Below are 12,101 nucleotides of genomic sequence, written 5' to 3'. Positions count from 1 at the left end.
GGTCAGATTTAGCTCATCGTTTGATGGCTCTCAAGCCTCATAAATCCCTAGATTTTCACAGAGGTCTCAAGGCTGTATCTACCCTCCAGTCTGCCTTATAGCTTTGTTGTCATCCCTTAAGGTTTGTTTGATACACTGAAAAAATGTTAGAAGTTCGTCAAACAGAACGATATGCGCGATGGTTTAAGAGTTTGCGCGATCGCGGAAGGTAGATGAAAACTAAGTGCGTAATTGTGATCTTTTGGAAAGGGCAGCGATCGCAGGTTAAGATAAAACTTATAGATTAGATTTTTCTAAAAGGGTGTGAGAGAAACTGTTTATATTGAAACCAGTATTTTGGGATATTTGACTGCTAGATCGACCAAAAATTTGATTTTAGCAGCCAATATTGAAGTAACCAAAGATTGGTGGGAAAAGCGGAGTCAAATTTTTGACTTATTTGCTTCCTTAATCGTTGTGGATGAAGCATCTCTAGGAGATTTAGAAATCGCGACAAAACGGCTTTCTCTCTTGGAAAATTGTCAATTATTAAATCCAACAGAAGCAGGTCAAGAATTAACAATTCAGTTTTTAGCAAAAAGCAACTTGCCAGACAAAGCAGCAAATGATGCTGCTCATATTGCCCTCGCTACTGTTCACGGTATGGACTATTTGCTAACGTGGAATTGTAAGCATATTGCAAATGTTCAAATCCAGAAAAAACTAACTCAAATCTGCTCTGACTTTGGATATGAACTACCAAGAATTTGCACCCCTTATGAACTGATGGGAGAGTAAAATGACATTAAATAATGAGATTCTAGAGGAAATTCATCAATATAGAGAAGAACGCGCCAAGGCTTTTAACTATGATGTGGCTGCCATGTTTGCAGATTGGCGTAACAGACAAGCAAAAAGTGGAAGAAAAGCAGTGACTCTATCCCCAAAAAAGTCTGATCAATCAGGGAAAGCAACTGTAAGCTAAGAGATTTCTGTGATATTTTCTTTGGGTTACGCTCCTGATACCATTGATAGGCTTTTTCAATTTGCGATTCAGCAATGGAAGTAATTTCAATCTGAAATGTCATACTTGCGTTGCATCTGTTGAGTAAAATCCGCAAGGGGACGAGTTTGTCCCGCATTTAATTCATCAAATCCTTGCTGAATCCCTGCTAGTGTCTCCAACTGTTCTGCAAGAGAGCGTAACTGACTTGGGCTTAGTTTGCCCGATTCAAGGAATGTCACCAGAACTTGAGTCTGTTCACTGACTCCTTGCGGTAATTCACTGATTTGAATGTATCCGTCTTGATAAAATCCTTCAACCGTTTTTGTCATCAGTCAACTCAATCTCAACTTTATCCCATTTTACTCTCTGCTTGATGTAGGATAGCCATCACCCCTTGGGCATCGCAAATTGGAATCAACTGAAAGAAAAGTGAAAGCGCGATGGCTACGCCGGTTCCCGCAGGGAACATCACAAGTTTTGGGGAGGAAAGCGCGATGGCTACGCCGGTTCCCACAGGGAACATCGCGTGTTGGAATAAGCGGAAAGGAAAGGTAAAGCGCGATCAAGGGTTTTGGGGAGGAAAGCGCGATCGCGCGATTTTAGGAAATTTCTTAGCTGGTACGATAGATGAGTAACTTAAGATTTTGCGCGACCATATGTCATAAGTCAAATAAATTGAGGTTGATAGATCCATGACTAATCGCGAACAACTGATTGCAGAACTGGAACAAATTCCTGATGACCTTATTCCAGTCGTGTTAGATTTTTTACATCGAGTTAAAGCGACCCGCAAAACTCATCCTCTCAAAAAATTTGCTGGTATTTTAAGTGATGCGGAGGCTGAAAAATTACAGCAAGTGATTATTAACGATTGTCGGCAGATAGATGTGAATGAGTGGTGAGATTGCACTGGATACTTCTGTTGCCATTCGCTTTTTAAGAGGAAAGCGCGATCGCGCTCTCTTCCTTAGAATTTAAGATAGAAGCAATGAGTATAATGCTAGAGCTAGCAAATATTGATCCTGCTGTAAAGGTATCACGATGACAAACCAAGAGTTCCTAGACTCAGATCTTGCACCTGGTAATTTGAACATCTAATCCCTGCTGTTTGAGTAAAGGCCGTTGACGCTCAACTTCAGCTAACAATAGAGCAATAACTAATTCTACCAAGCAAGTCTCAAGGATAATGGTTGCAGCCACTCCCCAATCCGGTAACTCTCTGGTATCGAGAGAAAGATAACCCCAATGAGCAAGCAGAAAAGCGACTAAGGACAAGATTAACCAACGATACATTCCCGTGAGAGTCTTTTGACCAAACTGATGGAGACCAAAACGGTATTTAGCTGTCTTAAAAAATCCCTCAATCTGCCAGCGATGTCTTCCCCACCAAACAATGGTACTAGCTTTTAAGGCTTTAGTGGATAGAACATACCGTTTAGAGGGTTTCCTTTCTCCATCTCGTTTGAGATAGAACCAAGCTACAGTAACCGGAAAATTAAGTCCTTGAAGCCTGACTTGTTGGCCCGGCTTATGTAGTTGCCACAGAGGGCGACCATCTTGGAGAAGACGGTCACGACGGACACCAGTAATAGCATGAAGCCTCAGAGAGCGTAATCCTTTGAGAAATTCGATGCTACCAAAAGCTGTGTCTGCCAATACCATGACCTGAAATTGGCGTTTTAGCCATCGGGGCAGTTGCCGTACTAACTTCAATCCCAACTGTGCTGGAGTTGAATATCCTTTTCCTCTGTAGACGCGAAAACTCCATGGAAGACGCCACCGTCCCACTACCAGATAGATGACGACTAGATGCAATCCTCTCTTGCCATCAAACACATGAACTAGGTCTTGATAGCCCTTAAACTTTCCCCGTTTTTCCAAGGTTGTTAAGTCAACGATTACTTGTAAGTGAGGACGCCGACCTCGGGGATGATAGTGGCTTAGTTGTTGCTTAATCATCCGTCTGACTTGGCGAATGAGCGCTCGTGCCGACCAAAGATAATGATTGAGAAAACGACTGAGAGCACTAGCTGATTTGACTTGAGAGTGTTGGGGCCGGTGTGTTCCTTGGGCCTTGAGAAACAGTTCTAGAAAGGCTTGAAGACTCTGTTTTTGGTAGTCGCTTTCCATCAGTTCTACCAATTGATAGATGAGCTCTTGTGCATTACTCAGGTCTTTCATTAATCCAAAGTCAGATTAGAAGTATTTCCTTATTTACTCGTCTTTTGATCTTTGGTGCAAGATGTGAGTAGATGAATTTTTAGCCCTACCAACTGAAGCACAGACTCAAGTTGTCAGGCTGATCGCGTTTTTGAAGCAAAAATACCAACAGGACGAATTGATCTCTGGCTCACCCAATACTGATTTAGAGAATGATCCCTTTATGGCGATGTGGCGCGATCATAGAAAGTAGATGAGGACTTAAAGCGCGATCACAATTGTTGTGCAGAAGCAGCAATCACGACTTTAGATTAACTAACAGAAAAACTCAGTATGAGTTGGGTGAGAGTAGAGGGAATCTCTTTAGCCTTGATAAGAGTAACAGTCCTGAATGGAATTATCTCCTAAACTCAATTCAATTGAGGGATTCTATTATTCATGCCAAAGCTAAATTTGAAGGCGAGTATGATGTTAGTGCAAAAGTTTTCGTCCATCGAGACCGAGTAAGAGAACTACTTCAAGGCTATGCTTGGTATTTTGAAAGTCTCATGTTGATAAGCCAGCGCATTGTTCGCGCTTATGAACCTATCGAAAGACTACTGAAGAATTATTCACAGAGGCTTTCCCTCAATCAGCATAAAGATCAATCCCAGCAATGTGCTGAAATTCCCTTTTGGCAACGGGCAACTCCTTTAGAACGTGCCAAAGACTTCCAAGAGTGGGTTGAGCAACTGCCAAAAACAAATGTAAGTCTGGCTAATGAAGCCTTTGACCGTAGCAAGATATACGAGTAATGGTTAAATTCGGGAGCCTGCGGATGACCGTTGGTCAATCGTCGTCAATTTAGATGTAAAAGTTGTCGGAAGGTGTTTTCAGAGGAACTAAGTTTTGTGAAAAAAAGAAGAACTTATACAAAAAGACTAGCCTCGAAAGTGGTGAAGGAAGTCTTAGAAACAGATGTTCTGAATACAGCCCAAAGAAATGGTCTGACCCCAGCGGAAATTGAAACCTTATTGAAAGAAGCAGAAGCGGATTTTTTAGCTGAGAAACCTAAGCATCTAAAAAAGCTAGGAATTGATGAGATTACTCAGGTGAAAGGAGGGAAAAATTATGCTGCTGTTTTAGTGGACTTAGACCAAAGAAAACCCATCGCATTTTTAGAAAAAAGAAATCAAGAAGTGAGCGCAGAATACCTATAGGCTACTTTGATGAAAGAACAACCCAAGGAGTCGTGGAGGGAATCAATCAAAAAATTAAGTTAATTAAGAGGAGAGCATTTGGCTTAAGAAATTTCAACAACTTTAGAAGAAGACTTTTATTAAGTTGGCATTTTTGTTCTTAATTTGTCATACCTAGTCTAGAAGAGCCTATTATCTTACGGTTTAGTAACTCCTCATCCCAATGATTTTTCAGGAATAGCTGATATTAAAGTCGTACATCCATGTGAAATTCTTGATAGGTAAATGAGAACTCAAAGCGCGATCGCGCTATCTTTAGGAAATTTCTAAGCTGCTACGATAGATAATGAGAATTGATAGTTGGCGCGATCAAGGGTTTTGGAGAGGAAAGCGCGATCGCTTTTTTGGTAAAAGAAGAAGTGTTTTCGACATACGAAGCAATGCTAGCCAACTATATCGATCAAGCAATGGAACTTGCAACTTACGAAATTATCGAAGACGATCAATCTTACTGGGGCGAGATTCCACCTTTAGAAGGGGTCTGGGCGAATCATTCTACCCTTGAAGGATGTCGCCGAGAACTTAGAGAAGCTCTCAGTGACTGGATTGCTTTACGATTGAGTTTAGGTTTAGAAATTCCTGTAATCGCCAATATTAACCTCAACCATCTGACTCAACCTGTCTAAAATGGCTCGTTTATCTCCTGTAACTTACAATGAGTTAGTACAACGTTTAAAGGAACTTGGGTTTGAAGGTCCCTTTGCCGGAGGACAACATCCCCAAATGCGAAGAGGAAATCGAACTTTAATTATTCCAAATCCTCATAAAGGAGAGATTAGCGTCGGATTGTTAGCACGAATCTTAAGGTAAGCAGGAGTTTTCTCGGGAGGAATGCTTGGAACAATAAAGAATATAGAAAAGGCAAAGCGAGATCGGATTTTTGGGAAGGAAGCAGCGATCGCGCTTTGGAATAAGCGGAAAGGAAAGTTAAGGCGCGATCCTCTGTTTGGGAAGGAAAGCGCGATCACAGCCTTTAGTTTGTTTGATACACTGAAAAAATGTTAGAAGTCCGTCAAACAGAACGATAGGCGCGGTGGTTTAACCGTTTGCGCGATCGCGAGTTTTGAGAAATTTATATTTTTCTCCTGCTTTCAACATTCTACTTCCTGTTAGTTTTTATTTGGAATAACTATAAGCATTAGATATTTTCTTCAAAATTTCTTCGGTGAGTTTGACAAATGCTTTTGACCCTGAAGAATTGGGCATTGCTAAAACAGCCGGAGTAAACATATCCACAGCTTTCGCCACATTCACATCCATGGGAATTTGCTCTCGAAAGATTTGATCCGGTTCAAAATCTTGCTCAATCCGTTGCATTACTTGCTTATAGTAGCGACCAAATAATCCCCCATGGGATAAGATAAAAGTAATCCCTAATAAACTGAGTTTTTTCAGTTGCTCGGATTCAGTTTTATCATTGTTTTTTAAGCGAGCAATCCGCTTTTCTAGCAATTGAACCCCAATTAACGATAAGGGTTCTGGGCGGGCGGGAAGTAAATAAAAATCACTAGCAGCAATGCCGCTACGAGTGAGTAAATTATAACCCGGCGCACAGTCCATAATAATAAAATCATAGTCATCAATGACCGGTTCCAGAATTTTTCGGACCAGCGTTACTTCAAAATGATCCCAAGCCTGATTAAAATCTTGTTCAGAATCGGAAATCGCTTCTTCATGGAGTTTTTTCGAGACTAAATACTCATCATAAAGTTCAATATCCCCAGCGAGTAATTCTAAGCCATTAATTTCGCAAATTTGCGAATAAATCAAATCAGGTGTATCGTACTTCCGACGAATATTCGGACGCACTACTTTATCAATGAGATAACTGAGTGTGCGCCGAGTCCGACGTGCTTTAGAAAACTCTTGCGGCGGCATCAAACTCAGAGTCGCACTAATTTGTGAGTCTAAATCGACCACTAAAACTCGTTTTTGATGGTTCTTGGCTAAACAAGTGGCAAGATTAACCGTTAGGGTAGTTTTACCGACCCCTCCTTTCATGTTAACGGTACTAATAACAGTTCCCATTGTCGTTTTTGGTAGCGCGATGAATCTGAGATCGCGTCTAGCTTACCATCAAAATAGAAACAAGCGATCGTAGCCGGAAGAATTTTCAAATGACTCTAGAACTCTACAGCGCCAGTGTTTGCCCCTTTGCCCATCGCACTCGCCTCACCCTCATGGAAAAAGGCATTGATTTCCAACTCATTGAAATCGACTTAAATAACAAACCGGATTGGTTTTCTGAAGTGTCTCCTTATGGTAAAGTTCCTGTTATTAAACATCAGGAAAATCGAATTTGGGAATCAGCCATTATTAATGAATATTTAGATGAAGCGTTTCCCGAACCAGCTTTGCTTCCTGAGTCTCCTGGTGAACGCGCCCTAGCAAGAATTTGGATTGATTTTGCTAATACAAAATTGGTTCCAGTCTTTTATAAAATGCTGTTGGAACAAAACCCAGAAAAACAAACCAAATGGAAAACTCAATTCCAAGAACAGTTACAGTTCATTGAAAAAGAAGGAATGCAAAAATTGAGTAGCAATGGCAAGTATTGGTTAGGCAATCGTTTATCTTTAGTGGATTTGACCTTCTATCCTTGGTTTGAACGCTTTTGTATCTTAGAGCATTATCGGGATGTGTTTCTTCCCTCAAGTTGTTCCTTCCTGCAACACTGGTGGGAAGAGATGTCTCAGCGCGAGTCTGTCCAACAAATTAAGAACGCTCGTGAACTTTACATTGCCCAATACGAAAAGTATGCCAATAACACAGTCAGCGGGATAACCGCCCAAGAAATGCGTGATAGTTAGGGACTTTAATAAGGTAAAATTAAAAATTAATATTTGACAAGTGATCATTGTTTGAGATTGATTCAAACTAAGTTTTAAAGCCAATTTTTAAGTTAGGAATGAGTTTAACCCCCAAAAATAATTGCGTCTGGATTTATGACACGACCCTCAGAGATGGTTCACAACAAGAAGGGATCTCTCTCTCTGTGGAAGATAAGCTCAAAATTGCTCATAAATTAGACCAACTCGGGATTCCCTTTATTGAAGGGGGATGGCCCGGTGCGAATCCCAAAGATGTCCAATTTTTCTGGCAACTGAAAGAAGAACCCCTTTCCCAAGCAGAAGTAGTTGCTTTTTGTTCCACTCGTCGCCCCAACCATTCGGCGGAAAATGATCCCATGTTACAGGCAATCCTCTCGGCAGGAACGCGCTGGGTGACGATTTTTGGGAAGTCTTGGGATTTGCACGTCACAGAAGGTTTAAAGACAACTTTAGAAGAAAATTGCGCCATGATTCGCGATACGATCGCGCTGTTACGCTCCCAAGGCAGACGGGTTATTTATGATGCCGAACATTGGTTTGATGGCTATCAAGCCAACGCAGACTATGCCCTGAAGACGCTAGAAACGGCTGTGGAAGCAGGGGCGGAGTGGCTGGTTCTCTGTGACACCAACGGTGGAACCTTACCGCAAACGGTGGGTGAAGTGAGTCAGATGATTGTTCAGCATTTCGGTATTGATTCCAGTAACGAATCGGCACCGAAATTGGGGATTCATACCCATAATGATTCGGATACAGCGGTTGCCAGTTCCTTAGTCGCAGTGGAAAATGGGGCGACTATGGTGCAAGGGACAATGAACGGCTATGGAGAACGGTGTGGCAATGCCAATCTCTGTTCAGTGATTCCCAATCTGCAATTAAAACTGAACTATTCCTGCTTAGAACCGGAAGAACTGGCAAAACTCACCCCCACTAGTCATTTAATCAACGAAATTGTTAATTTTGCTCCCAATCCCCATGCCCCCTTTGTGGGACGTTCAGCCTTCGCGCATAAGGGGGGCATTCATGTTTCAGCCGTAGAACGCAACCCGTTAACTTACGAACATATTGATCCGAAAGTGATTGGTAATGAACGCCGCATTGTCATTTCCGATCAAGCTGGAATTAGTAATATTGTGGCAAAAGCCCGCTCTTTTGGGATTCAGTTGGATAAAAAAGACCCCACCTGTCGCGATATCCTCCAACGCACTAAAGAACTGGAAAACCAAGGCTATCAGTTTGAAGTTGCCGAAGCCAGTTTTGAACTGCTGGTTTATGAAATGTTGGAACAACGTCAAGAAATGTTCCAATTAAAGGGTTTTCAAGTGAATTGCGATATGCTCAGAGGGGAAGAAGCCTTACTCAGTGATGCGGTGGCTACGATTAAAGTCAGTGTCAATGGCAAAGATATCTTAGAAGCCGCCGAAGGCAATGGTCCGGTGTCCGCGTTAGATGCTGCCCTGCGGAAAGCACTGGTGCAGTTCTATCCTGAAATCGCAGCGTTCCATTTAACGGATTATAAAGTCCGTATCCTGGATAGTACGGCAGGAACGGATGCGGTGACGCGCGTTCTTGTTGAATCTAGCGATGGCAAACAACGTTGGACAACGATTGGGGTTTCGCCCAACATTTTGGATGCCTCTTACCAAGCCGTGGTTGCTGGAATTGAGTATGGTTTGTTACAGGAGAAGGGGAATCTGAAAGTGATTTCGCCTGCCTTGAATGAATAGTCGAAACTCATTAACTGTGTCAGATGTAACCTCCTATAAAAATCGGTTAAGCGCTGGAGAACAGCTTGCTGAAGCTGTCGCAACTGCCCTCAGTGGTGTGGAAGCCCCAGCCGCGGTCAGGGTAGTTGCGCTACCTCGCGGTGGAATCCCAGTAGCCGTTCCCCTTGCCCAACGATTAAATTGTCCGTTAGAGGTTTTAGCCGCCAAGAAAATTGCACTTTCGTCTAATCCAGAATTAGCGTTAGGGGCAGTAGCGCCCGATGGAACAACTATTTGGGGGCAGACATCTCTCCTGGAAGAAAGCAATCAGCAAGCGTTAACGCAGGCGAGAGAAAAGGCACTGCAAAGCGCGATCGCGCAACAAGAACAGTTTAATCCTCACTGCCCCTCTGCCAGTATTGAAAATTCGATTGTCATTATTGTGGATGATGGCATTGCCACCGGGATGACCATGCTATCAGCGGTGAAAGCGTTACGAGACAGGAAACCCGCGCAGGTTTGGATGGCAGCACCCGTTGCGCCGTTGGAGATGAAACCGCAACTGGAACAAAGCTGCGATCGCGCCATTATTTTACAAACCCCAGACCCCTTTTGGAATGTGGGGCGCTTTTACAAGGAATTTCCGCAAGTTTCCACCGAGGAAGCGATTTCCCTATTAAAGGAACAAGCTAAACGCGCCAAATCGCATCCGCAACCCTAGACACTTCCCACATCTCAGGCAGATCATGGACTCGCAGAAGATCCGCCCCTTGTGCAATGGCAGCACAACAAGTACTTGCCGTTCCCCACACCCGTTGTTTCGGGTCATCTTGATTGAGAATTTTGCCAATAAAACTTTTGCGAGAGGTTCCGACTAAAATGGGGACACCAAGGGTTTGAAATTGATCCAATTGACGTAACAATTCAAGATTTTGCTCAGCAGTTTTGCCGAAACCAATTCCGGGATCGATGAGCAAGCGCGATCGCGCAACTCCCGCTTTTTCCGCGGCTGCAATCCGTTCACGCAAGACAGCAATAATGTCGCCCACCAAATCTTCATAATCAGTCAGTTGTTGCATGGTTTCTGGGGTTCCCCGAATATGCATGAGGATGATCGGAACCTCTAACGCCGCAACCGTGGTCAACATTGCTGCATCAAACGTTCCCCCAGAAATATCGTTGACTAAATCTGCCCCCGCCTGCACCGCTTGTTGGGCAATTTCAGCGCGAGTGGTATCCACAGAAATGGGGACATTGAGATGCTTGCGAATCCGTTTGATAATGGGGATCACGCGCTCTAACTCGGCTTCTGGGGAAATTTGCTTTGCCCCAGGGCGGGTAGATTGTCCGCCTACATCCAGGATATCTGCCCCTGCTTCTACTAGCGCCGCAGCCCGTTGAAAGGCTGCTTCCAAATGATTATAGTCGCCCCCATCACTAAAACTATCCGGCGTAATATTCAGCACCCCCATGAGGTAGGTTTGCTTTCCCCAAACAAACGATTTATCTCGAATCGTGATTTCTTGTGCTTGTTGCTTCATCAAAGATTGTTAACGACTCACTTGATTGATTCTACTTTAGAACTGACTGCATTAAGCTCAAACGGTTGTGAATTGAGCAATTAACGACTGATTGCAGTCAAATCAAGGGCAAAGGTTTCAGAAATTTTCAGCAATAAAATTGCACCTGATCAACCTACATTTACTGTTCCCTGTTCCCTTGCCTTGAGCGAAGCCGAAAGGCTGTTCCCTATTCCCTAACTACACCCACCAATGAACTTTTTCTGCAGACCCTATTTAAATAAGAATTTGAGAAACTTAAATTTTCCAGCGTAAGGCGGGTAACGCAAGGGAATATCTAGCCAGAACTTGCGATTGGTCACACTTTTATAGTGGGTAAACGTATCAAAACTGGCCTTACCATGATAGGCACCCATACCACTTTCACCGACACCGCCAAACGGAAGTTCCGTGGAGGCAATATGGATAATCGTATCGTTAATGGTTACCCCACCAGCAGAGGTTTCTTGCAACACTTTTTGTTGCTTATTTTTGTCTTGAGAAAAGAGATAAAGGGCGAGGGGTTTAGGATAGGCATTAATTTGCGCGATCGCGCGGTCTAAATCCTCATATTCAATAATCGGCAAAATGGGACCAAAAATCTCCTCTTGCATCACCGGATCTTCCCAACTCACTGCCTCTAACAGCGTGGGTGCAATATAACGGGTTTCTGCATCCGTTTCTCCGCCCGCAAGAATTTTACCGTTATCTAAAAATTGACTGAGGCGATTAAAATGTCTCTCACTGACAATTCTGGCGTAATCCGAACTTTCTGCTGGATTTTCCCCATAAAACTCTTTTAAACCCGCTTTCATCGCCTGCACTAATTCCTCTTTAATGCTGCGATGAACCAGTAAATAATCCGGGGCAATACAAGTTTGTCCGGCGTTAATAAATTTGCCCCAAATGATTCGTTTTGCACTGTGTTCAAGATGAATATCCGGTTCCACAAGACAAGGACTTTTCCCCCCTAATTCTAAAGTGACGGGAGTTAAATGTTCCGCTGCGGCTTTCATGACAATTTTGCCAACCGCACTACCACCGGTATAAAAAATATGGTCAAACTTTTGTTGCAATAATTCTTGAGCGACCGTTTTATCTCCCTCCACCACGGTAATGTAGCTGGGATCAAAATTTTGTGCAATTAAATCGCTCAAAACTTTCGAGGTATTGGGCGTAATTTCTGATGGTTTAATAATGGCACAATCTCCTGCCGCGATCGCGCCTAAAAGGGGAATAATGGCTAACTGAAACGGATAATTCCAAGGGCTAATCATTAACACTTGTCCTAAGGGTTCCGGGACAATAAAAGATTTGGCTGGGAAAAAATTGAGCGGCGTTTTAACAGGTTGATGTTTCGCCCATCGATCCAAGTGTTTGAGAAAATAATCAATTTCTTCCCCACAATAGGCAACTTCTGTCACAATGGCTTCAAACTTGGGTTTCCCTAAATCTTGAAACAATGCTTCTGTAATTTTCTCTTGAAAATCACTAATTGCTTGTTTCAGCTGTTTTAACTGTTCCTTGCGAAAGGCAACCTCTTTTGTTTTTCCGGTGGCAAAAAAATCTTTTTGTGCTTGGACAATGCCTTGCACATCAGTCGTTGCTAACATGACTTATCC

The 12,101-nt window shown here is 43.0% G+C and carries 18 protein-coding genes and 1 pseudogene; 13 read left to right on the top strand and 6 right to left on the bottom strand.

The window, feature by feature from the left end; genetic code table 11:
* The first annotated feature begins 303 nt into the window (after positions 1 to 303).
* Both GVY04_09570 and GVY04_09565 read left to right on the top strand, forming a co-directional pair.
* Positions 304 to 777, top strand: coding sequence for a DNA-binding protein (locus tag GVY04_09570; protein NBD16373.1), 474 nt, complete (start codon positions 304 to 306; stop codon positions 775 to 777).
* A gap of 1 nt (position 778) precedes the next feature.
* Positions 779 to 964, top strand: coding sequence for a hypothetical protein (locus GVY04_09565; GenBank protein ID NBD16372.1), 186 nt, complete (start codon positions 779 to 781; stop codon positions 962 to 964).
* Between the two features lie 19 nt (positions 965 to 983).
* On the opposite strand, the pseudogene GVY04_09560 reads toward GVY04_09565, so the two are convergent.
* Both GVY04_09560 and GVY04_09555 read right to left on the bottom strand, forming a co-directional pair.
* Positions 984 to 1,067: pseudogene (locus GVY04_09560) on the bottom strand (type II toxin-antitoxin system RelE/ParE family toxin).
* The gene (locus GVY04_09555) at positions 1,051 to 1,314 is read right to left on the bottom strand and encodes a hypothetical protein (protein NBD16371.1); all 264 of its coding nucleotides are present in this window, start codon (positions 1,312 to 1,314) and stop codon (positions 1,051 to 1,053) included. Before GVY04_09555 ends, GVY04_09560 begins: the two are co-directional and overlap by 17 nt.
* 111 nt (positions 1,315 to 1,425) lie before the next feature.
* Here GVY04_09555 and GVY04_09550 point away from each other — a divergent pair, with 111 nt between their 5' ends.
* Entirely contained in the window at positions 1,426 to 1,620 is a 195-nt protein-coding gene (locus tag GVY04_09550) for a hypothetical protein (GenBank protein NBD16370.1), read from the top strand.
* Between the two features lie 57 nt (positions 1,621 to 1,677).
* Positions 1,678 to 1,887 carry a hypothetical protein gene (locus GVY04_09545; protein NBD16369.1) on the top strand — a complete coding sequence of 70 codons (210 nt, stop codon included), beginning with the start codon at positions 1,678 to 1,680 and terminating at the stop codon, positions 1,885 to 1,887.
* 163 nt (positions 1,888 to 2,050) lie between these two features.
* On the opposite strand, the gene GVY04_09540 is transcribed toward GVY04_09545, so the two are convergent.
* Positions 2,051 to 3,115 (bottom strand): transposase, encoded by a 1,065-nt coding sequence (locus GVY04_09540; GenBank protein NBD16368.1) that lies wholly within the window; start codon positions 3,113 to 3,115, stop codon positions 2,051 to 2,053.
* Between the two features lie 449 nt (positions 3,116 to 3,564).
* Here GVY04_09540 and GVY04_09535 point away from each other — a divergent pair, with 449 nt between their 5' ends.
* The 6 genes from GVY04_09535 (at position 3,565) to GVY04_09510 (ending at position 5,388) form a co-directional block, all read left to right on the top strand.
* Positions 3,565 to 3,939 carry a hypothetical protein gene (locus GVY04_09535; protein NBD16367.1) on the top strand — a complete coding sequence of 125 codons (375 nt, stop codon included), beginning with the start codon at positions 3,565 to 3,567 and terminating at the stop codon, positions 3,937 to 3,939.
* A 30-nt stretch (positions 3,940 to 3,969) separates the two neighbouring features.
* On the top strand, positions 3,970 to 4,344 hold the full coding sequence (locus tag GVY04_09530; protein NBD16366.1) for a hypothetical protein: 375 nt from the start codon (positions 3,970 to 3,972) through the stop codon (positions 4,342 to 4,344).
* Between the two features lie 32 nt (positions 4,345 to 4,376).
* Positions 4,377 to 4,487, top strand: coding sequence for a hypothetical protein (locus GVY04_09525; GenBank protein ID NBD16365.1), 111 nt, complete (start codon positions 4,377 to 4,379; stop codon positions 4,485 to 4,487).
* Between the two features lie 276 nt (positions 4,488 to 4,763).
* Positions 4,764 to 5,009 (top strand): type II toxin-antitoxin system HicB family antitoxin, encoded by a 246-nt coding sequence (locus GVY04_09520; protein ID NBD16364.1) that lies wholly within the window; start codon positions 4,764 to 4,766, stop codon positions 5,007 to 5,009.
* Position 5,010: 1 nt separating this feature from the next.
* Positions 5,011 to 5,193: an addiction module toxin, HicA family gene (locus GVY04_09515; GenBank protein ID NBD16363.1), complete on the top strand. Its 183-nt coding sequence runs from the start codon at positions 5,011 to 5,013 to the stop codon at positions 5,191 to 5,193.
* Between the two features lie 21 nt (positions 5,194 to 5,214).
* Entirely contained in the window at positions 5,215 to 5,388 is a 174-nt protein-coding gene (locus GVY04_09510; protein NBD16362.1) for a hypothetical protein, read from the top strand.
* A gap of 111 nt (positions 5,389 to 5,499) precedes the next feature.
* Here the strand turns inward: GVY04_09510 and GVY04_09505 are convergent, their stop codons facing one another.
* Entirely contained in the window at positions 5,500 to 6,411 is a 912-nt protein-coding gene (locus GVY04_09505; protein ID NBD16361.1) for an AAA family ATPase, read from the bottom strand.
* Between the two features lie 89 nt (positions 6,412 to 6,500).
* Here GVY04_09505 and GVY04_09500 point away from each other — a divergent pair, with 89 nt between their 5' ends.
* The 3 genes from GVY04_09500 to GVY04_09490 all read left to right on the top strand — a co-directional run bounded on the left by GVY04_09500 (position 6,501) and on the right by GVY04_09490 (position 9,641).
* Entirely contained in the window at positions 6,501 to 7,193 is a 693-nt protein-coding gene (locus GVY04_09500) for a glutathione S-transferase family protein (protein ID NBD16360.1), read from the top strand.
* Between the two features lie 98 nt (positions 7,194 to 7,291).
* On the top strand, positions 7,292 to 8,941 hold the full coding sequence (cimA, locus tag GVY04_09495) for a citramalate synthase (protein ID NBD16359.1): 1,650 nt from the start codon (positions 7,292 to 7,294) through the stop codon (positions 8,939 to 8,941).
* Entirely contained in the window at positions 8,934 to 9,641 is a 708-nt protein-coding gene (locus GVY04_09490; protein NBD16358.1) for a phosphoribosyltransferase, read from the top strand. The genes cimA and GVY04_09490 overlap by 8 nt, the downstream gene beginning before the upstream one ends.
* On the opposite strand, the gene folP is transcribed toward GVY04_09490, so the two are convergent.
* Entirely contained in the window at positions 9,610 to 10,461 is an 852-nt protein-coding gene (gene folP, locus GVY04_09485) for a dihydropteroate synthase (GenBank protein NBD16357.1), read from the bottom strand. The genes GVY04_09490 and folP overlap by 32 nt on opposite strands.
* A 251-nt stretch (positions 10,462 to 10,712) precedes the next feature.
* Entirely contained in the window at positions 10,713 to 12,092 is a 1,380-nt protein-coding gene (locus GVY04_09480; GenBank protein NBD16356.1) for an aldehyde dehydrogenase family protein, read from the bottom strand.
* Between the last annotated feature and the right edge of the window lie 9 nt (positions 12,093 to 12,101).

The sequence above is a fragment of the Cyanobacteria bacterium GSL.Bin1 genome (assembly GCA_009909085.1).
In the GTDB taxonomy this organism is placed as follows: Bacteria; Cyanobacteriota; Cyanobacteriia; order Cyanobacteriales; family Rubidibacteraceae; genus Halothece.
This window is presented reverse-complemented; position numbering and strand designations above follow the sequence as displayed.